Source organism: Algoriphagus sp. NBT04N3, from assembly GCF_019443765.1.
Taxonomy (GTDB): Bacteria; Bacteroidota; Bacteroidia; order Cytophagales; family Cyclobacteriaceae; genus Algoriphagus; species Algoriphagus ornithinivorans.
In genome coordinates this window covers 2618519-2640124 of record NZ_CP048415.1, presented here as the reverse complement: position 1 = coordinate 2640124, position 21606 = coordinate 2618519, and the positions used below count along the sequence as shown (strand labels likewise).

The following is a 21606-nucleotide window of genomic DNA, read 5'->3' as shown; positions in this document are numbered from 1 at the left end:
AGAATGGGTTTAGTCGGTTAATTGAGTTAGATAATTACTAAATGCATAAAGCTCCGCTTCTTTAAACGAATTTGCAATGACTTGTAGTCCAATTGGCATGCCATTTTTATCTCTTCCATTTGGAATGGAGATAGCCGGAACACCTGACACGGATGCTTGCACAGTAAATAAGTCTTCTAAATACATGGCAACAGGATCATCACTATGCTCACCAAATTTGAAAGCAGTAGATGGCGTAGTCGGCAACAAAATATAATCAAAATCCTGCAAAAGATTTTCAGTATATTCTTTAATTAATCTTCTGACTTTCTGTGCTTTAGTGAAGTACGCATCATAATAACTGGCGCTGAGGACAAAAGTTCCCAACATGATCCGTCTTTTCACTTCTTCCCCGAATCCCTCCGTTCTGGTCAGTTTATACATGCTTTCCAAATTATGAGCATTGGGACTGCGGTAACCGTATTTTACCCCATCAAAACGGGAAAGATTGGAGCTGGCTTCTGCTGTGGTTAAAATGTAATAAGTAGGAAGAATGTAGTCTAGCAAAGGGAAGCTAACCTCTTCTACCTCATGACCTTCTTCCCTAAGTTGATCCAGTACTTTGAGAGTTTGCTCTTTAATTTCCGGCTGTAGTGCAGGTGACTCAATAGTCTCTTTCAGGTAAGCTACTTTAGCCTTTTTCTCGAAATGTAATAATTGAGAGTAAGGGAAAATTGGTTTTCTCGAGGAGGTATTATCAAACTCATCATGGCCGGCAATGACCTCCATGATCAGGGCATTGTCTTTTACAGACTTTGAAAAAATACCAATTGTATCGAAAGAGGAGGCATAAGCAATCAAACCCCATCTTGAAATTCTGGAATAGGTAGGCTTCATGCCTATAACTCCTGTGAATGCTGCAGGTTGACGAACGGAACCGCCGGTATCTGTTCCCAGTGAAGCTGTGCATAAATTCGCCTGTACAGCTACTGCAGACCCCCCTGAGGATCCTCCCGGTACGCGGGATTCGTCTTGAGCATTAAGAACTTTGCCATGGACAGAGTTTTCATTGGAACTTCCCATTCCAAATTCATCACAATTGAGACGGCCTATGATGATGGCGTCTTCCTGTATGAGTCTCTGAACTGCTGTGGAGGTGAATTGGGCTTCGAAGCCCTTGAGTATTGCTGAGGAAGCGTTGGATTCATGTCCTTCATAGCACAATACATCTTTGATACCAATTACCATCCCAGCAAGTTTCCCCGCTTTTCCTAAGGCAATTTTCTCATCGATTTGCTTGGCTTTTTCTAAAGAGGATTGCTCATAAACTTCGACGAAGGCGTTGAGATGCGCCTTCGTCTGAATGTTTTGTAAATAATGACCGACAATCGTCTGACAATCAGTCTCTTTTTTATCGAGCGATTTTTTGATTTCCTCGAATGAAATGAATCGTTCCAAAGCTTATTGGCTTAAGGGATTACTTTTTCTTGTCTTTCAGTCCCTCTTCGAGATCGTTTTGAATATCCTTGGTAGCATCTTTGAATTCTCTGATTCCGCGGCCTAGGCCTCTTGCTAATTCAGGGATTCTTTTTGCTCCAAATAATAGGAGAATGACCAAGATGATCAAAATGATCGAGCCACCGCCCATGTTTTGAATAAAACCCAATGTTGTCATGATTAATTTGTTTAGGGTAAATGTGGTCACAAAGATATAACTGTCATCGGCTTAGACAAAGAAGCTTTGCGACTCTATGAATCTTTTTCTTGAATATACGAATTTTATAGCTATTTCGATGTGATCCAGGTGGCTGGATCCATTTTTTGAAGACCTTTCCAAGTCTGGAAATGAACTTCAGCTTCGCCGTTTGCATCCGTAGCAACAGTACCAATTACGTCTTTTGCTTTGACAGTTTGACCTGATTTTACAGAAACGGACTTAAGCTTGCTATATAAGGTATAATACTCTCCGTGCTTGATCAATACCGTTTCCCCATAGCCCGGCATGGAGGCTACTTTGGCTACTGTTCCATCGAATACCGTTCTCACATTAGAGTTGGGTTGGGTACGAATGTTCAATCCATCACTCGGCACTGTGATACCTTTCAAAGTCGGGTGTGGATTATCACCAAATGTCTGGGTTACAAACCCTGTTTCTACAGGCCATGGAAGTCTGCCTTTATTTCCTGCAAAAGAACTGGAAAGCGCAGCTACTTCCGGAGTCATCGGCATGCTGCTTCCAGCTGATTTGGTGGCTTTACTGTTTTCTTTTCTGGCAGCAGCTTCTGCAAGACGGATTTCATCCTCAATTGCCTTTCTGATCATGGATTCCAACTGCTGTTGCTGCTTTTTGGTAGCAGTTATCTGCCTCTTAATGGAAGTTTCTTTCCTGGTCAGTGTATTGACCATGGTCTGCTGTTCCTTTCGGAGTTCCTCTAGTTTGGCTCTTTCCAACCTTTCCTCAGCCAATACTTTTTCCTTGTCTGACTTTCTCAGATCTAATTCAACTCTGATTTCCGCCAGTTCTGCTGCTACTTTTTGAATTTGTTCGGCCTGTTGTTTTCTGCTATCAGAATATTGCTTGAGGTATTTCAATCGCATATACAGTTGATTGAAACTTGAGGAACTAAAAACGAAAGCTACAATGGATAAGCTTCTATTCAACTTGGAAGCATTGTAGACCATTCTTCCATATTCGGCTTTAAGGTCTTTGAGTTGCTGTTCTAAGCTGGCAATTCTGCTTTCTGTGGTGGAGATTTCTTGATTCAGGAGTTTTACTTCCCGGTCTAGTGTATTGACCAAGCGGTTTTGGGTCTGAAACTGCTGCGTGATCGCGTTTAGCTCCCCAATCGTATTCTTTTTAGTAGCTGCGGTTTGCTTAAGAATTGCATCAAACTCCCGCAATTTGGCCTGAACTTCGGCTTTTTCCCTTTCCAATTCCTCCCGGGTTTTGCTCGTTTGAGCAAGAGCCTCCATTGAGAAAAAGGCTAAAAGAACAAGAGTAATTACTACAACGAACTGCTGACGCATGCTGATTCTAAAATCTAAATGGGAAACTCAAAGGTTCTGACTGTGGGTTGATGGACACCCATTCCAAATTAATGATGGTGTTCTGACTTCCTTCCGGAAGCTTGTAAGCCAATTTATAAAGCACTTCCGATGGAAAAGCCTGACCATTTACATCCTGAAAAGAAGCATAGCTAGCCAGTAAACTTCCCCTGTCATCCAAGGAATTGCTGACCAATTCAGAAACCTTTGCGACATTCACGTCCACCTTGCTAAAGTAGCGGACCTGTTCTCGTACCTGAGTTAACTCAAAGGACTTTCCAACTCGAACTAATCGATCCTGGTAATCAAAAGGATGAGGGGGATTTGCCCAAAACATGTTTTGAAATAAATCCAGTGATAGACTCAGTCCGTAGAAATTTTCAAATTCCGCGAAAGTCAAATTAATATCTTCCTTTCCGATTCGGTCTTTGATCTGAATTTTATCATTGGTAATCAATCCCCGAACTGCTTCCATGCCCATTCCCGGAGAAATTGTAAACCAAAGCACACTGTCCTTTTTTGCTCTCAAGCTTAAAGTACCCCGGGTGATTTTTCCGGATTCTTCTTCAATGATGACCTTTGCCTTGGCATTGATAAAATCATATTCAGCATAGGATGGAGCGAATTCACTCATTTTTCCATCTGACTCAAAAGGGATGACCTTTTTGGAACAGGCATTCAAAAAAATCACTGCCATTCCCAGAAAAAAGATTTTCAAAAGTCTACTCATGGTATTTTCCTTCTTTTATTTTCAAAGGTAATTTTTCAGAAGCCTCCGGACTGTCGGCTGCTTTTTTCCAAAATGAAATCGCTTCGTTTTTGTCTCCTAAATGGTAGAGAATATCTCCATAATGCTCCAACATAACTCCGCTAGGCTTGCTTTCGAATTCTAAGGCTTGAGCCATGTATTTCTTAGCTCCCTCATAATCCCCTAATTGAAACAATACCCATGCGTACGTATCCAAAAAAGTGCCATTGTCTGGAAATTTCTTAATTACTTTTTCAGACATGGTCTTGGCCTTTTCCAAATCCTTTTTTTCCAAAGAGAGAAAATAGGCGTAATTATTTAGGACTTGTTCATCATTGGGGTTGAGCACTAAGGCTTTTTCAAAAAACTGAAATGCTGAATCCTTTTTCCCAAGGTTATAAAGGGAGCTAGCCAAAGAGCCAAAAGCTACCTGATCCAATTGAGGATTTTTGTTGGCATTAAGTTCAATAGCTTTATTTAGAGATTCAACGGCAGCAGAATCTTTTTTCACAGCAGATTTCACTATCCCATCGTAAAACCAGAATTCAGGATTTTTAGGGAATTCATCCACACCCATAGTAGTGTATTTTTCTGCCTCCCGGAAATCCGGGTTTTCTCCAAAAGAACCTAGGATGATTTGCTCAAGGAGTTTGGCATTCTTTGCGTTGAGATCTAAGGAGCGCTTAAAGTAATTTCTTGCTTCTTCCTGCTTTCCGTTTTTTGCCTCTCTTTCTCCCAAAGCTTCAAATATTGCAGCGTTTGCGGGCTCTGTTTTGATCATAAAACCAGCTAAGCTATCAAGCAAGATTTCTCTTTCAGGAGTTTTGAATTCATTGAGGATAGAAACGAAAGCCCTGGATTTTACTTCAGGATCCAAGTCTGGACTGGCAAATGCGCGAATGAGATATTCATTTGATTTTTGAATCTGACCTTTCTCTTTTAACAAAGAATGGGCAGCCATTTGTAATTCTGGCTGATTGGGATATTTGCTGATTTCCTCATTGACCAGATTTAGCGCATCATCTACCAGATTGTTATTGTAAAGAATTTCTACCAAGCCTAAGACATAATTTGGATTTCCTGGTCTGGCTTCGATTAGACGTTCTCCTTCTTCTATTGCCTTTGCTAAATTGTTGTTTCTGAGGTAGATTCTTTGTTTTTGAACCGTTATTGGCTCCATGATTCCATAATATTCCTCAGCTCTGTCCAATACTACCAATGCTTTGTCGAATTCACCGGCATTCAATAGAATGGAGGCTAAATCCAGGTTGTACTGCTGGTTGCTCTCCCCATCGGCAGTCAGCCTGTCCAAGATATCAGCAGCTTTTAAAGGTTGCTTAAGGTTGGTGTAGATTTCAGCAACCATCAAGGCATAGTACTTATTTTCATCGTCCAGTTCCACAGCCTTGAGAGCAAATGGAAGAGCCTTTTCTGGCTGATTCGCTCTGGTGTAAACCTCTGCAATTTTATAGTTGATTGCAGGTTCATCCGGACTCAATTCCTCGGATTTTTGCAGGTAAAAAAAGGCTTTCTCCAAATCACCCAGATTCATCTGCTTGGTGCCTTCGATAAAATATCTACTGGCCAAAGCTTCGTTTTTTTGCTGCTTGCGCTCTTTTTTGGAGAGCTTTTGCTGGCTAAAGCCATCCCAAGCAAACAGGGATAGGGAAATATATAGAATTAGGAATTTCTTGGAACTCACGGATAATAGGATAATGGGATCAAAACACAAACATAATGCCTTTTACGAAAAGGCTTAAGAGAAAGCGGGTTTTCTCTGGATTTCTCTTGTCAAACAAATTTTTGCAAAAAATGATCCCGAATTTTCTAGCCTCTCCTTTTTACAAGGTTTTTTAACGTTTCTTTTTCCCAAATGAAAATTAAAACTGCAAATGGGATGATGAGTGCATTTTTGATGAAAAAGTCTAAAACCGAATTATCCGTGCTCAGATAGAATCCTCCGTAACTTAAGCCGAAAGCCAATATCAGGTAAAAGAGTCCTTTGCCCGTTTGATAGGGGATGGGGTAATATTTCTGCCCAAAATAAAAGCAAAGAATACACATCAGAAGGTAGCAGAGTAGGGTACTCATTGCTCCGCCCATGTACCCATAAATCGGGACAAAAATCCAAACTACCAAAATGCTGACCAAGGCTCCAGCCAGAGTGATCCAAAAGCTGTACTTGGTTTGATCAGTGACTTTAAACCAAATGGACAAGTTGAAGTAAATGCCCAGCAACAAGTAGCCCATCAATAAAATGGGTACAATAAATAGACCTGCTTCATAACCGGAACTTCGAAGCACCATTGGGCCGAGCCAGAATAAATTCACAGAAATAGCAATCATCAGCAGACTGCAGAAAATTATAAAAGCATGCATCACTTTTGCATAGATGGCCGCAGAGTTTTTGTTTTCTGATTCCCTGAAGAAAAATGGTTCTGCCGCGTATTTAAAAGCCTGAATTACCAGGTTCATTAAGATCGCTAATTTGAAATTCGCTCCAAAAACACCTCCAGCTCCCCGGCTGCTCAATCCAGGGTAGAAATTTTCCGGCAGTATGTATTCAAACAATAATCGGGAAACGAGTTCATTGGTTACTCCAGCCAAACCCATGAAAAGCAAGGGTAGGGCATAATTCCACATGGGTTGAAGTATTGTTTTTTCCAGTCGAAAAGAAAAAAGACCCGCTTTCCACCAAACAAAAGGAATAATCAATCCATTGGCGAAGAGATTGGCAAGCAGAATATATTCCACTCCCCAGTCCAACCTATATCCTAAGAACCCATCGGAAATCAGACCCGATTCGATCCATTGAGGAAATAAGATGATAAGGACAATGTTGAGCGCAACATTGAGAAATATATTGATCAGCTTGGCAGAGGCGAAGGAAATAGCTTTGTTGTCCAACCGAAGTTTGGCAAATGGAATTGCTAAAATTGCATCGAAGGATAAAATCAAGGCAGTCCACCTGAATAAATAGGCTTGCCCGGGATAGTCCATCCAATCAGCTAAGAAAGGAGCCAATAAATAAAGCCCCGAACCCAATAATAAGGTGGATAAAATGAGTAAAGATTGGCTGTTGGAATAAACTCGATGGGAATCAAGATTTTTTCCTGTGGCAAATCGAAAAAAGCTCGTTTCCATTCCGTAAGTGAAAACGATATTCATAAAACCGATTAGCGCATAGATGCTTGTAAATGAACCCAGCGATTCCTTGCTGAGATACTGGGTGTATACGATGATCAGTAAAAAATTAATGGACCGGCCCAAAATGCTGCTCAGTCCATAAATCGCGGTTTGCCCGGCCAGTTTTTTTAAATTACTCATGGGGAGTCAGGGAATTACTCTCCCTTAAACACAGGCTTTCTTTTTTCTAAAAACGCGCTTGTTCCTTCTTTGTAATCGCCTGATTTGACACATCTAGCAAAACTATTTGCCTCAGTTTGGTAGCCATTTTCCTCAGCTAAATAAACTGCATTCACGCAGTCGACGATCATTCCGATTGCCAAAGGAGCTTTAGACATGATTTTACCAATGATTTCTTCGGCTTTGGCCATTGCATCATTTTTGGTTGGGAGCACATGGTTGACAAGTTTGAGGTTCAGGGCCTCGTCTGCACCTATCATATCTCCTGTCATCATCAATTCATTGGCTTTGCCTCTGCCTACCAAAATGGTCATTCTTTGTGTACCTCCGTATCCCGGGATGATTCCCAAGTTCACTTCAGGTTGGCCGAATTTGGCATTGGCAGTAGCAATTCTCATATGACAAGCCATAGCCAATTCACAGCCACCACCCAAGGTATATCCGTTGGTTACGGCGATTACAGGCTTGTGGCAGTTTTCTATCATGGAAAAAATTTCCTGACCGTTTTCCGCAAATTTTCTGGCATTTACCTCATTCAATTCAGCTATTTCGCTGATGTCAGCACCTGCTACGAAGGCCTTTTCTCCAGCGCCCGTCAAGATGACTGCTTTGATGCTTTTATCATCGATGACTTGGTCAAAAATCTCTCTCAACTCTTCCAAGGTGGCAAAGTTGAGGGCATTCATTTTATCCTCTCTATTGATGGTAAGGTAAAGAACTCCTTCTTTTTCCTCGGTCAGAATATTTCGATAATCTCCCATAAATTATTTTTTGAGTAGCAAACAAATATACGAGCAGGGTACTCAATCCCAAATTCCCTTTGGGAAATTTCCTGGCTCAAGATCTGATTCCAAATTGATTTTATGGATATCATCAATCTAATTTAGTCATTTTCAAAGGCCCATCCGCCATTTTTTATTTACTTTTGCACTGGTAAAATAAAAACTAAATCCACAATATATATGTCTTCAAAAAAGAAAATCACCGTAGCCTATGGTGATGGTATTGGGCCAGAAATCATGAAAGCAACACTAAATATCCTGGATGCAGCAGGCGCGCAACTGGAATATGATGTGATTGAAATCGGTGAACAAGTATACTTAAAGGGGATTTCCTCTGGTATGGAACCTAAATCATTTGATTCACTTCGTGAGACCAAGGTATTTTTGAAGTCACCAATCACCACTCCTCAAGGTGGTGGATTTAAGTCCCTGAATGTGACTACCAGAAAGTCATTTGGACTATATGCCAACGTGAGACCTTGTAAGGCATATTCTCCATTTATTAAAACCCACTTCCCAAAAACAGACTTGGTAATCATTCGTGAGAATGAAGAAGATTTGTACGCGGGAATCGAGCATAGACAGACTCAGGAAGTTTACCAAACTTTGAAATTGGTATCTGAGCCGGGTTCAGAGAAAATCATCCGTTACGCTTTTGAATACGCTAAAAAGTATGGCAGAAAGAAAGTGACATGTATGACCAAGGACAATATCATGAAATTGGCCGATGGTCTTTTCCATAAGAAATTTGACGAGGTAGCAAAAGAATACCCTGAGATCCAGACTGAACACAAAATCATCGATATCGGAACAGCTTTGATTGCTGAAAGACCGGAAATTTTTGATGTGATCGTGACTTTGAACTTGTACGGAGATATTATTTCCGACGTAGCAGCTCAGGTTACAGGCTCTGTAGGGCTAGGCGGTTCTGCTAACGTAGGTGAGGAAGTTGCCATGTTCGAAGCGATCCACGGTTCTGCTCCTGATATCGCAGGAATGGGCATCGCAAACCCTTCAGGTTTGTTGAATGGTGCTATCATGATGCTGGTTCACATCGGCCAACCTGAAATTGCTGAAAAGATCTCTAACGCTTGGATGAGAACTCTGGAAGATGGTATCCACACCGGAGATATCTATCAGGAAGGTTTGTCCAGCAAGAAAGCAAGTACTCAGGAGTTTGCTCAGGCGGTAATCGAAAGATTGGGTCAGAAGCCTCAGAAGATGGCTGAAGCTTCTTTCGACAAAGAAGCGACTGAACCAATGAACATCAAGCTAACACCTAAAACCAAGTCAAAGAAAGAATTGATCGGGGTGGACGTATTCATCGATTGGGATGAGGACAACAGAGACCCTAATGTAATTGGAGAAAGATTAAGAAAAGCGAATGCTGACGGTCTTCAGTTGCAATTGATCACCAATAGAGGAGTGAAAGTATTCCCTGAGGGAATGAAGGAAACCTTCTGTACTGATCACTGGAGATGCAGATTTAAAACTGCTGATCAAAGAGTAATTTCTCATGATATAGTGTTGGAATTATTGAAGCAAATCCAAGGATTAGGCTTTGACTTTATCAAAACTGAGCATCTATACACATTTGATGGAGCGAGAGGTTATTCTTTAGCACAAGGAGAATAATCATCATCAAGTACATATTTTAATTTTGAAAGGGGGAGGATTTCTTCCCCTTTCTTTTTGTCCTATAATTTTTCCAAATTCGGATTCCTATGGATCAAAAACTTTCCAAACGAGTTTTAATTATCACCTATTATTGGCCGCCTAGTGCCGGTTCTGGAGTTCAGCGTTGGTTGAAATTTGCCAAGTACCTTCCGGATTCAGGATGGGAACCTGTCATTTTTACTCCCGAAAACCCCGATTTTGATCTGAAAGATGAATTTCTCCTAAAGGAAATCCCAGAATCACTGGAAGTGATGAAGTTTCCGATTTGGGAACCTTATTCCTTACTGGATAAACTCCGGGGAAAGGGGAAAACGCATCCAGCCAGAATCATGGAGCAGAAGAAAAAGGGAATACTGGAAAAGGCCGCAATCTGGTTAAGAGCCAATTTTTTGGTGCCTGATCCTAGAGTTTTTTGGGTAAAGCCATCAGTGAAATTTCTCTCTGAATTAGTCAAGGGAGGGCAGTTTGAGGCAATCATTACGACAGGACCTCCGCATTCCATGCATTTGATTGGGAGAGAATTGAAACGCAAGACCGGAGTTAAATGGGTTGCTGATTTCAGAGACCCATGGTCGGAATGGGAGTTTTTGGATACCATGCCGATGAGCCCAAACATTCGGAAAAAGCACCAAAAGCTGGAAGAGTCTGTTTTGAAAGAAGCAGACGAGGTTTTGACCATTTCGCCTACTTTTCAGAAGGACTTGGAGCGGCTTTCAAAAAGAAAAGTAAGATTACTTACCAATGGATTTGATCCTGCCGATTTACCAAAAGGATTTCAGCCAAAGCAGAAGAAAGAAGGGGAACTTCATTTGGTCTATACTGGAATTATCGACGCGATCAGAAATCCACTTCCTTTATTTAAAGCTTTGAAAGAGGAATTTTCTACCACTGAGGATAAAGTGAAATTTACCTTTGTGGGGAAAGTAAGCGAGCAAGTGAAAAAATTTGTGGAGGCAGACACTTGGCTAAAATCCATTGTGGATTTTGCAGGTTATGTTTCCCATCAAAAGGTATTTGAATTTTATGCTCAAGCAGATGCTTTGGTTTTGATTTTAACCGATACTAAAAATGCCAAAGGGAATATTCCCGGAAAATTATTTGAATATTTAGCGATCGGAGTTCCGGTTTTGGCTTTGGGTGATCCAAAAGGAGATTCGGCAGCAATACTTCAAAATACCGGAATGTCTCAGGTAGTTTCCCATGAGGATCATGTTCAGATACAAATAGCCTTACGGAAATTGATGGATGATAACATGCAGTCTGAATCCGAAGGCATGCCCAATCAATATTCCAGAAAATATCTATCCGCTCAATTAGCAGAGATTTTAGATGAAAATACCCTTTCTTGATTTAAGTAAGATTCCGAATGAAATTCAACTGAAGCTGCAAGAGAAGTTTGCTGAGCTTTTGAAAAGAGGAGTTTATTCTTTCGGTCAAGAGGTGGAGAGTTTTGAATCTAAAGTCAAAGAATTTTTAAATACCTCTCATGCGATAAGCTGTGCCAATGGAACCGACGCTTTGGAATTGGCACTTCGGGCATTGAATATAGGTTCGGGGGATGAGGTGATCCTTCCTGCTATGACTTGGGTAAGTACAGCGGAAGCCGTGATTATGGTAGGGGCTAAACCTGTCTTTTGGGATACGGATGAAAATGGACTCTTGGCTAAGGACTGGACCAAGGCCGTCACCCCAAAAACCAAGGCTGTGATCCCGGTTCATTTATATGGGCAGATGCTGGAGATGAATAATTTGATGGTCAAAGCCAAACACCATCATTTGAAAGTTATTGAAGATGCAGCCCAAGCATTTGGATCTTTCTACGATGGGAGCTTTGCCGGAACTTGGGGGGATGTAGGATGCCTGAGTTTTTATCCTACAAAAAATCTGGGTGCTTTAGGAGAGGCAGGTATGTGTTTATGTCAAGATGCTGGCTTGGCGGAGCGGATAAGGTTGATCAGCAATCATGGGCAACCAGAAAGAGATCAGCATAATTTGGTGGGAAGAAACAGTCGGATGGATACTTTGCAGGCTGCCTTTTTGAGAATTTATCTGGAGGATTTTTTCAAGCATCAGCAATTGAGAAAGGAATTTGCGGGAATTTACTGCGAAGAACTATCAGGTTTACCAGACCTTGAATTGCCTTTTAATTCCCAAGACCCAAGTTCGAATATGCATTTATTTGTGATCAAGTCTCCAAGAAGAGATTCTTTGAAGCAATACTTGGAAGAGCATGGGGTAGGAACAGCTATTCATTATCCTACTATTTTGCCTGATATGGTTCCTTACGAACATCAGGGTAATTATATGAATGCAAGAAAATTAAGTAAAGAATGTCTTTCCTTGCCTTTGAACCCCTGGATGAAAAAAGAGGAGGTTTACAGGGTTTGCAAATTGATTAAAGACTTTTTTTAAAGTAAACCTAAGCAAGATCAACATGCACTGCTCTTTATAATTCCATATTAAAACCTGGTTTTGCCAATTAGTTGAAAATCGGCTTATTATCAGCCTAAAGGATCAGATTCCGGAAGCTTCGGTCTTCGGTCATCTGTCTTCCAGCCAGATCATCAAAGCAAAAATGGCGAATGGAATTATATCGAATAACCAGATAATCTAACCCCGAATCTGCAAAGGGTTCTGAAAATTCCAATTCAATTTCCTATTTTCAAAAATGCCTTTCAATCAAAACCCGCTCTTTGTTGCTGGAGCGCTTTGTGTTGCCGTTTTTTTTGCAATCTGGTTAACCCGATTTTCATGGGGAAAAACCGTAGGAACTCCCATTCTGGTGATCTTAATCTGTGCCATTTTATCCAATGTAGGTATCATTCCCAGTGCCATGGGTGGTCATGTGGTTTATAATGGAGTTTTCAATTATTTGGCACCTTTAGGGATTTTTATTGCCCTTTTGGAAGTCGATTTAAAAAGCATCAAGAAAGCTGGATTGCCTCTTTTATTGATGTTTTGTTTGGGTACACTAGGAACAGTCATTGGAGTATTTGTAGCCTGGTTCGTGGTTCAGCCTCAATCCGAAATAGGAGATATGGCTTCTGCTGTGGCGGGCATGTTTACGGGCACTTATATAGGAGGAAGTATCAATTTCAATGCGGTAGCCCTCAGCTATGGAGTCAATGAAAACGGAACTTTGTATGCTGCAACTACTGTAGTGGATAACTTAATCGGTACACCTTGGATCATTGCCACTTTGATATTGCCGAGGTATCTGCAAAAACTTTTCCCTCGAAAAAAGCTGCAATCTGCCAAGCAGGCTCAGCAGATTCCAAGCGTAGAATTTATTTCACTTTCCTCCTTGGCTTCCATTTTAGCATTAGGCTTTTTGGCTATGGCTATTAGTCGAGTTTTGGAATATTATATTCCCCAAATTCCGGAAATCATCACTTTAACGACCATTGCCTTGATCCTCGCACAGTTTCCCTCAGTGCAGCAGTTGCACGGGAAGCATACTTTGGGATTTTTCTTTATTCTGGTTTTTCTCGCTGTAATAGGAACTCTCTGTGATGTGGGGGCACTTTCGGGAGTAGGATCTTTAGCAGGTACTCTAATCTTGTTTGTGGGCTTACTAGTGCTGATTCATGGTGTCGTGATTTTCGGTTTGGGAGCCTTATTCAAAATGGATTGGGATGTAATAGCTGTGGCCTCTCAAGCAAATGTGGGCGGGAATACTACCGCCATAGCAGCTGCTGAAAGTTTGGACAGGCCTGACCTGCTGATTCCTGGGGTTTTGGTAGGGAGCTTAGGAAATGCCTTGGGAACCTATTTAGGTTTTATGGTAGCGGGAATATTATAAAAGCCCTCAAATCAAAAGAAATGAGGGCTAAGGTAAAGGTGGTGGTGTTTTTTTTAGAAATAAAATGCAGTGCTGACTATCCCATAATAATCTGCTCTGGTTGGTAAATTAAATTTGTCTCTGAATACGGCATCTTTATTTACTCCATATTTTCCTTCAGCTCTGAAAGTAATCCAGTTAGAAGGTAAATATTCGAAAGTTAGAGTAGTAGCCTTAGATTGCCAGCCATTGGGAGTATTGGTTTTGAGTTCGGGTATGATGTTACTTGGATCATAAATGTATTCAAACCTAGAGGCAACGCCAAACTTGTCATTGATTGCATAACGGGCTGAGAATGCCGGAGCTATCACTTTATTCCAGCCTTTTTGGGCTGCTGGTTTGCGCTCAACCATGATGTCTAAGACAGGTAGAATAAGCAACCTTTTTGATAACCAGATTCGATAATAAATATTCTGATAATGCCTGAAGAGAGGTTTGGGTGCCATCAAAGACTGCTCATCAGCAAACATCAGGTTCCAGTTACCAACTATTTTACCGGGTTTATTGAGCGTCCAAGTAAGAGCATAAGCTTTGGTGGTGTTGGTCTCTCTTATCACTTGCCAGCCGTTTAAAACCATCGCGGTAAATGTGTTGAATTGATCAGGTTTGTAGTGTAACCTAATTCCCGCTTCATAATCGGGAGTAAAATCTGCAATATATGCCCGTGTTGCATGTAGATTTTCCTTATTCAGTACTATTTCAGCTCCGAAGTAGGAAGGGAATATACCCGCTTCAATTGCCCATTTAGGATTAAGATGGTAATAAATGGCCATCTCTCGAATTATTTTGGTAGAGGGGGTTTCTTCCACATAAAGGGCATCAACAATATGTCCTGAGTGTAAAGCCAATCGGAATCGAAATTTATTTTCAATTTCATATTGAGCCTGAACAAAGGCATAGGACATAGAAAATTGATTCGCATACAAGGGGTAACTGGTAAAATCTCTCCGTCCGTATTGAGTGACTTCATTTTGGGTAATGGGATCATAAAAGGTGTGAGTCTTTTGAGGCCCAAATACATATCCGAAATCACCGTAAAGATTTAAAGTCAACTTTCCATCATTAATCTGGGTGGACAGAAGATCCTTGATTTTAGAATTTTCCTGAGGAATGCTGTCACATAAAGATGTAAATGCAGCAGATGCTGGTATTGCAGAGTAATAGCAAAACAAGGCCAGCATTATGATTTTTTTCATAATTGAAATATTGAAATAAACAGGGTAGAATGAAGACAGCTAGCGTATTTCAAGCTGTTAGAAGAAGAGAAAAAATAGGCTAAAGCCTGAGAACCCTATTGAAAAGAAAAATGGGTAAGGTGGAATAAATTGATTTCTCCTTCTGATAGAGTAAGCCAATTCTTTGGAAGAAGTGTCTTTGATTTTCAGCAAAAGAAAATGATAAGAAGAAGCCAGTTTTGAATTGGCTTTGAAAATGGAAGGACTGAACCTGACTTTGAATCCCTACCAACTCCTGACCATCCAATGATGGAAATTGAAGCTGATCAATATGGGAAGACGTATGGCTTACAAAACTGGTTTGATGAAAATTGTTTGCCAAGCTCTTCGGAAGAAGAACCAAAACAGACAAGAGTAAAATGATGCTTAAGGAAGCAACAGTGGTCCGTAAATTCATCGGCTGATTATCGCCGCGAAGCTAGCAAAAAAGAATTCTATTTTTCAAAATGTAGGCCGAGTTTATTTTTCATGCCCTTTTTTTAATTATGTATATGTTAATAATTCATCGTTTTCTTGCCAAATCTCAAACGATCAAAAATAATCTTTGAAATATTTGAAAATATTGTTTGGATTCTATTTTACTTTGCATCGTGAAAGAGGAGAGGGCCAGACAATATCTCAATCCGCTTTATTCACGAACCCTTATTTTACTGCATTTAATCCTAGATTGAATTTATGAGATTGATCACGCTGATTTTTCTCTTTTTTGCAGGTCTTCTTTCTGTCATCGAACAGGAGGGGGAAGGGAGGATTATTTCATCAGGCGAACAGCCAGTCTCTTTCGAATTACAGGAAGGATCCTTTGACTATCAAGATTTATTTCTTCCTCATATTTCTCCAGTTCAGGGAAAAGTAAATTCCTCACAGCGCTGGAGAGAATGTAAAGATTTTAACCCAGCAGAAATTTATTTTCCAATTCTCCATCAAATCGGGGAGTTTGCGAAAATTGAATATACCCAAATATACTTCCTGCCTCATTTACTTTTCAGGCATACAATTGAAGTCAACGCTCCCTGATTTTTTGATAAGTACCTACTAATTCCCCAGGCTAAGTGTAGTCCGGTTATTCCATTTATTTTCTAAAAAATATCATGAAAACAGAAAAACAAGTAAGTTTTTCCAAAGGGAAAACTTATGCTAAAATCCTATTATCCATTACCATTCTAAGTGCATTAGTTGTAGGTATTAATTCCTGCACAGAAGTTAAATCCAAAAATACCACTGAAAAAGAGGAGCCGCTTATTCCAATTTTGGAACTGCAGCCTCAAACAGTGGAGGTTCCTCAAACATACATCTGTGATATTCAAGCGATTCAGTTTGTAGAAGTAAGATCCAAAGTAGAGGGTTTTGTAAATCAAATATTCGTGGATGAAGGTCAGCATGTGAAAAAAGGCCAAAAGCTTTTTCAGCTATCATCCGCTGAATACAATGAGTTGGTGAATTCAGCAAGAGCTAATTTGATGAAGGCTAAAGCTGAAGAAAAAGCAGCCAAAGTCGAAAGAGAAAGGCTATTGGTACTGGTGGAGAAAAATATTATCTCCAAATCAGAACTGGAGTTAGCTAATTCCAAACTCTCTGTAGCTGAATCCCAAATTGCAGAGGCTGAAGCTCAGCTAAAAGGTGCCCAAATGGGGCTTTCCTATACGACTGTAAAAGCTCCTTTTGACGGAATCGTGGATCGCATTCCTCACAAAATCGGCAGCTTGGTTAATGAAAACGACTTACTGACATCGATAACAGACATCTCTTCTGTATTTGCTTATTATAAAGTCAATGAGAGTGAATACCTCAGCTTTATGCGAACTCAAATTGAAGGAAACGATTTCTCATCGCTTGACGACAAGCTTTCTTTGATTCTTTCCGATGGAGAAAAATATCCTGAAAAGGGCCGCTTGGAAACCACAGAAGGCGATATTGAAGAGAAAACCGGTTCTATTGGTTTCAGAGTACGTTTTCCAAACCCGGATAAATTGATCAAGCATGGTGCTTCTGGTAAAATCCAGATGATGAGCAATTTGACTGATGTATTCTTGATTCCTCAGAAGGCGACTTTCGAAATACAAGATTTTACCTATGTCTATGTAGTAGATAAGGAAAATGTAGTGAAAGTGAGAAGCTTCAAGCCTCTTCAGAGGATGGGTGTTTATTACATAGCTCAAGGTTTTGAGCCTGGAGACAGGATTGTTTTGGAAGGAATTCAACAGCTACAAGATGGCGCAAAAATCCTTCCTCAGGCAATTGCTGCAGGTGATGTTTACTCAGACATGATTTCCTCTAACTAATCGCAACGGCTAATTTATTGCCACATGTTTGAGCTCTTTATCAGGAGACCCATACTCTCCACTGTGATATCTATATTTATCACGCTCTTGGGTTTGTTGGCCTTTACCTCATTGCCAATCACCCAGTTCCCGGACATTGTTCCGCCTTCAGTGACAGTGACCGCAAAATACACTGGCGCAAATGCCGAGGTATTAGCGAAGGCTGTTGCTACTCCGCTCGAAAGAGCAATTAACGGTGTTCCAGGAATGGAATACATGACTTCCGTCAATACCAATGACGGTATTACCCTGATTAATATTGTCTTTAAAGTTGGCACCGATCCAGACCAAGCTGCTGTAAACGTTCAAAACAGGGTGGCAACGGTCTTGGATGAATTACCTGAGGAGGTTATACGAGCCGGAGTTCAGACAGAGAAGGAAGTCAACAGTATGTTGCTTTACCTCAACCTGACTACCACTGACTCCACTCAGGACGAGAAGTTCGTTTACAACTTTGCAGATATCAATATTCTTCCAGAACTAAAGAGGATCGATGGGGTGGGTTTTGCCCAAATCATGGGGATGAAGGATTATGCCATGAGAATTTGGTTGAAGCCGGATCGATTGGCCGCATACGATATTTCTCCTCAAGATGTAACCGATGCGATTCGTGAGCAAAACGTGGAAGCAGCACCCGGAAAATCAGGGATCAGCTCGGACAGAGATCCTCAAGCATTACAATATGTATTAAAGTATACTGGGAAATTTAATCAAGAAGAAGACTATCGAAATATCACCTTGAAGGCTTTGCCTGATGGTTCATTATTGAAACTGAAAGATGTGGCAGATATTCAATTTGATGCCTTGGAATATAGCATGGTTTCGATGACGGATGGTAAGCCTTCTGCCTCCATCATGATTAAACAAAGACCAGGATCAAATGCAAGAGAGGTAATCAGCAATATCAAAGATAAAATGGTGGAGCTGGAAGGTTCATCCTTTCCTCCGGGGATGAGTTTCAACGTTTCATATGACGTAAGCCGTTTCTTGGATGCTTCTATCTATGAAGTAGTAAAAACCTTATTGGAAGCATTTATTCTAGTTTTCTTGGTGGTTTATCTCTTCTTACAGGACTTTAGGTCCACTTTGATTCCGGCCATAGCTGTTCCGGTCTCGCTGGTGGGGACCCTGTTCTTCATGCAGCTCTTTGGGTTTTCTATCAATTTGCTAACTCTATTTGCATTGGTGCTCGCTATCGGTATAGTGGTGGATAACGCCATTGTAGTGGTGGAGGCTGTTCACGTAAAGATGCATGAACTTAAGCTCAATGCCTTAGATGCTACAATTGCCGCAATGAAAGAAATTGGGGGTGCAATTGTGGCTATTACTCTTGTAATGTCCGCTGTGTTTATTCCTGTGAGTTTTCTTTCCGGTCCAGTCGGAATTTTCTACAGACAATTCTCCTTAACCCTAGCAATAGCTATCGTGATTTCCGGAATTAATGCATTGACCCTTTCTCCGGCTTTGTGCAGCATTTTGTTGAAACCCATGCATCATGGAGAAGAGAAAAAGTCTCTGATAGGACGTTTTTTCCTTGGCTTTAATTCAAAATACGATGCCTTGGCTGGAAAATATGCCAGTGTGCTGAAAGGTATTGTAGGTAGAAAAACAATCACTTACGGTTCTCTGGTCTTGTTCTTTGGCTTGACTTATGGAATGTTATCCATCGTTCCTACAGGTTTTATTCCAAATGAGGACCAAGGGATGATTTACGTCAATGTGACCACACCTCCCGGAGCAACTGTAGATAGAACCTCCACCATTATGGATGAGGTACAGGCAGCATTGCTTCCTATGAAAGATGTGGAGACAGTTTCCACATTGGCCGGATACTCTTTATTGACTGAGACTGCAGGTGCATCTTATGGTATGGGAATGGTCAATTTGAAAACCTGGGATCAAAGAGAACAAAATGTCAATGAGCTAATTGCTGAATACACTGAAAGAACCTCTCATATCAAAGGGGCTGACATTCAGTTTTTCGCTCCTCCTCCGGTTCCTGGTTTTGGTAATGCTTCTGGATTTGAAATGAGACTTCAGGATAGATCTGGCGGTGACTTAGGCAACATGGCAACAGTTACTGAGGAATTTCTGAAAGCCTTGAACGATCGACCTGAATTGGAAGGAGTCTTCACCAACTTTGATCCAAGCTTCCCTCAGTTTTTGTTGAGTGTCGATCATGATAAAGCTGCAAAATTGGGAGTCTCAGTCAATGATGCTATGGAAACGCTTCAGAGTTACATCGGTAGCTACTATGCATCCAATTTTATCCGATACGGGATGATGTACAAGGTGATGATTCAGGCTTCACCTGAATACAGAACCTCACCGGAATCTTTATTGGATATGTATGCTAAAAACAAAGAGGGTGAGATGGTCCCTTATTCCAACTTTGTCAGTTTGGAAAGGGTGTATGGACCAGAGCAGCTGACCAGATACAATATGTTTACTTCCGCCTTGGTTTCTGGTGATGCCGCACCAGGATACTCATCAGGAGATGCGATTAAAGCTGTAGAAGAGGTCGCTTTACAAACTTTACCTAGAGGATTTGATATTGACTGGTCTGGAATTACCAGAGAGCAAATTGCCTCGGGAAATCAAGCTGTCTACATATTCATCATCTGTTTGGTATTCGTTTACCTGCTATTGGCAGCACAATATGAAAGCTATTTCCTTCCTCTTTCTGTAATTCTGTCCTTACCGGCAGGGATATTCGGAGCCTATTTCTTTCTCTATTTGGTAGGCTTACAAAATGATATTTATGCGCAGGTTTCTCTGGTCATGCTTATTGGCTTGCTAGGTAAGAATGCGATTCTAATCATTGAAATAGCCATTCAAAATAGAAATAAGGGCGTCTCTATACTTCAAAGCGCGATCAATGGGGGCATGGAACGTTTGAGGCCTATTCTGATGACCTCTTTTGCCTTTATCTGTGGCCTGATTCCTTTGACCATTGCTTCCGGTGCAGGGGCAATCGGAAATAGAACAATCGGAACGGCGGCAGCCGGAGGAATGCTGATAGGAACGCTCATAGGAGTCTTTCTGATCCCGGGGCTTTATGTGGTTTTCGAAACCATCGATTCAAAATTAAAAGCTAATAAGGCTAAATCATCTCCAAAAATTCTTGTTGAGCAAGAAGTATTCGCATGAAAAATCTAGGTTTTGTTGCCTTAATATTCTTTTTGCTGGTGACAGGTTGTGCCAGTATAAAAGAAAACTCAAAAGAAACGAACCCGACTTTGCCGCTGGCATTCGAAGGTATTGATTCGCTAAGAACAAGCATAGGCTTACTGAAATGGGAAGAATATTTTCAGGATGAAAATCTGAAATCACTCATTAGGCATGGCTTGGTTCATAATCAGGATAACCGAATTGCATTGGAAAGAATCACCGCTTCCCGAGCAGGAATGAAGGCAGCAAAAGCTGCAATTTTTCCCGCCGTCTCAGGAATTGCAGGTGCTTCCCAGCGAAAATTTGGAGATTATACGATGGATGGGGTAGGAAACTGGGATACCAACCGTTCCGAAACCATTCCGGATGATAAAAGGATTCCGAATCCATACAAGGATTTCATCTTAGGAGCCAATTTCAGCTGGGAATTGGATGTATGGGGAAAATTAAAGAGTAAAAGAAAGGCAGCAACTGCACGTTTCCTCGCTTCAGAACAAACTTCCCATGCTGTGAGAACCATGCTGGTAGCAGAGATAGCTAAAAACTATTATGAGTTATTGGCGGTGGATCAGGAGCTTCAGGTATTGAGAGAGTCAATTCAGCTTCAGCAAACCGGTCTTGAACTCATGATTGACTTAAAAATGGCAGGGAAAGCAAATCAACTAGCAATCGATCAGTTTGAGGCCCTTTTGCTCAACTCCAAATCCAAGCTGGAAGCCAATAGAAGAGTGCAGAAATCTCTGGAGTATGAACTCTCAAGATTGGTAGGAGATGGAAATATAAAGCTTACCCGAAGTAATTTGAATGAAGTGATAGAAATGCCTAGGCTACTTGCCGTGGGGATTCCTGCAAATTTACTTCAAAACAGACCGGACTTGCGCGCTGCTGAGTTGGAATTGAAGGCTTCTCAGGCGGATGTTTCAGCAGCTAAATCTGCCTTTTTCCCTTCGATATCCTTGTTTGGGATGGCAGGATTCAATGCGTTCGAATTTAGCAGGCTTTTTTTCCAGCCCGCTTCAACAGCTTACCAGTTAGGCGCGGGATTGACAGCTCCTATTTTCAATAGAAGAGAAATCCAAAAAGAGTACATGTATGCCAAAGCAGATCAGAAAATCGCCTTTTTGGAATATGAGAAAAAGACCCTAAATGCCTACTTAGAAGTTCTTGATCTGGTAAATCAAATTAAAACCTACGAAAACCAAATGAAATTGAAAGCAGAGGAAGTAGAGGTTCAAAAAAGATCAGTTGATAATTCCTATACACTATTTACTGTGGGATATGCGAATTATCTGGAAGTTATAAATGCGCAAAGCAGAGCTTTGGAATCGGCCGTAGAACTGGCAGATTTAAAAGCGTCAAAACTTCAGTCCCATGCGCTCTTGTACAGAGCTTTGGGCGGGGGTATGGAATAATGGATTAGGTTTAGAGATGGTTAAAGAGG

Annotated in this window: 17 protein-coding genes; 8 read left to right on the top strand and 9 right to left on the bottom strand. The window is 41.0% G+C overall.

From position 1 onward, the window contains the following. Positions 1 to 9: 9 nt before the first annotated feature. From gatA to GYM62_RS11395, 7 genes are all read right to left on the bottom strand, one after another. Complete coding sequence (gene gatA / locus GYM62_RS11425) at positions 10 to 1437, bottom strand: Asp-tRNA(Asn)/Glu-tRNA(Gln) amidotransferase subunit GatA (RefSeq protein WP_144604246.1); 1428 nt, start codon at positions 1435 to 1437, stop codon at positions 10 to 12. A gap of 19 nt (positions 1438 to 1456) precedes the next feature. Continuing rightward, positions 1457 to 1654 carry a twin-arginine translocase TatA/TatE family subunit gene (gene tatA / locus GYM62_RS11420; RefSeq protein WP_091649576.1) on the bottom strand — a complete coding sequence of 66 codons (198 nt, stop codon included), beginning with the start codon at positions 1652 to 1654 and terminating at the stop codon, positions 1457 to 1459. Between the two features lie 110 nt (positions 1655 to 1764). Further along, positions 1765 to 3006: a murein hydrolase activator EnvC gene (locus GYM62_RS11415; RefSeq protein WP_144604247.1), complete on the bottom strand. Its 1242-nt coding sequence runs from the start codon at positions 3004 to 3006 to the stop codon at positions 1765 to 1767. A 7-nt stretch (positions 3007 to 3013) separates the two neighbouring features. Continuing rightward, entirely contained in the window at positions 3014 to 3754 is a 741-nt protein-coding gene (locus GYM62_RS11410) for a DUF4292 domain-containing protein (protein ID WP_144604248.1), read from the bottom strand. After that, complete coding sequence (locus GYM62_RS11405; protein ID WP_219956491.1) at positions 3747 to 5474, bottom strand: tetratricopeptide repeat protein; 1728 nt, start codon at positions 5472 to 5474, stop codon at positions 3747 to 3749. The genes GYM62_RS11410 and GYM62_RS11405 overlap by 8 nt, the downstream gene beginning before the upstream one ends. Positions 5475 to 5599: 125 nt before the next feature. Continuing rightward, a complete protein-coding gene (locus tag GYM62_RS11400; RefSeq protein ID WP_219956490.1) occupies positions 5600 to 7099 on the bottom strand; it encodes a lipopolysaccharide biosynthesis protein in 1500 nt (499 codons plus the stop codon). A 14-nt stretch (positions 7100 to 7113) separates the two neighbouring features. Then, positions 7114 to 7899 (bottom strand): enoyl-CoA hydratase/isomerase family protein, encoded by a 786-nt coding sequence (locus tag GYM62_RS11395; protein ID WP_219956489.1) that lies wholly within the window; start codon positions 7897 to 7899, stop codon positions 7114 to 7116. Between the two features lie 201 nt (positions 7900 to 8100). Here GYM62_RS11395 and GYM62_RS11390 point away from each other — a divergent pair, with 201 nt between their 5' ends. The 4 genes from GYM62_RS11390 to GYM62_RS11375 all read left to right on the top strand — a co-directional run bounded on the left by GYM62_RS11390 (position 8101) and on the right by GYM62_RS11375 (position 13399). Continuing rightward, on the top strand, positions 8101 to 9555 hold the full coding sequence (locus tag GYM62_RS11390; RefSeq protein ID WP_219956488.1) for an NADP-dependent isocitrate dehydrogenase: 1455 nt from the start codon (positions 8101 to 8103) through the stop codon (positions 9553 to 9555). An 89-nt stretch (positions 9556 to 9644) separates the two neighbouring features. Then, positions 9645 to 10946: a glycosyltransferase family 4 protein gene (locus GYM62_RS11385; protein WP_219956487.1), complete on the top strand. Its 1302-nt coding sequence runs from the start codon at positions 9645 to 9647 to the stop codon at positions 10944 to 10946. Next, entirely contained in the window at positions 10927 to 12009 is a 1083-nt protein-coding gene (locus GYM62_RS11380; RefSeq protein ID WP_219956486.1) for a DegT/DnrJ/EryC1/StrS aminotransferase family protein, read from the top strand. The genes GYM62_RS11385 and GYM62_RS11380 overlap by 20 nt, the downstream gene beginning before the upstream one ends. Positions 12010 to 12265: 256 nt before the next feature. After that, positions 12266 to 13399: a DUF819 domain-containing protein gene (locus GYM62_RS11375; protein ID WP_219956485.1), complete on the top strand. Its 1134-nt coding sequence runs from the start codon at positions 12266 to 12268 to the stop codon at positions 13397 to 13399. A gap of 53 nt (positions 13400 to 13452) precedes the next feature. Here the strand turns inward: GYM62_RS11375 and GYM62_RS11370 are convergent, their stop codons facing one another. Both GYM62_RS11370 and GYM62_RS11365 read right to left on the bottom strand, forming a co-directional pair. Beyond that, positions 13453 to 14634: a porin gene (locus tag GYM62_RS11370; RefSeq protein ID WP_219956484.1), complete on the bottom strand. Its 1182-nt coding sequence runs from the start codon at positions 14632 to 14634 to the stop codon at positions 13453 to 13455. Between the two features lie 79 nt (positions 14635 to 14713). Further along, the gene (locus tag GYM62_RS11365; RefSeq protein ID WP_219956483.1) at positions 14714 to 15070 is read right to left on the bottom strand and encodes a hypothetical protein; all 357 of its coding nucleotides are present in this window, start codon (positions 15068 to 15070) and stop codon (positions 14714 to 14716) included. A 278-nt stretch (positions 15071 to 15348) separates the two neighbouring features. Here GYM62_RS11365 and GYM62_RS11360 point away from each other — a divergent pair, with 278 nt between their 5' ends. The 4 genes from GYM62_RS11360 to GYM62_RS11345 all read left to right on the top strand — a co-directional run bounded on the left by GYM62_RS11360 (position 15349) and on the right by GYM62_RS11345 (position 21577). Then, positions 15349 to 15690 carry a hypothetical protein gene (locus tag GYM62_RS11360; RefSeq protein ID WP_219956482.1) on the top strand — a complete coding sequence of 114 codons (342 nt, stop codon included), beginning with the start codon at positions 15349 to 15351 and terminating at the stop codon, positions 15688 to 15690. Positions 15691 to 15764: 74 nt separating this feature from the next. Continuing rightward, positions 15765 to 16955 (top strand): efflux RND transporter periplasmic adaptor subunit, encoded by a 1191-nt coding sequence (locus GYM62_RS11355; protein WP_219956481.1) that lies wholly within the window; start codon positions 15765 to 15767, stop codon positions 16953 to 16955. 24 nt (positions 16956 to 16979) lie between these two features. Further along, positions 16980 to 20144, top strand: a complete 3165-nt coding sequence (locus GYM62_RS11350) for an efflux RND transporter permease subunit (RefSeq protein WP_219956480.1) — start codon at positions 16980 to 16982, stop codon at positions 20142 to 20144. After that, positions 20141 to 21577, top strand: coding sequence for an efflux transporter outer membrane subunit (locus tag GYM62_RS11345; RefSeq protein WP_219956479.1), 1437 nt, complete (start codon positions 20141 to 20143; stop codon positions 21575 to 21577). Before GYM62_RS11350 ends, GYM62_RS11345 begins: the two co-directional genes overlap by 4 nt. The last annotated feature ends 29 nt before the right edge of the window (positions 21578 to 21606 follow it).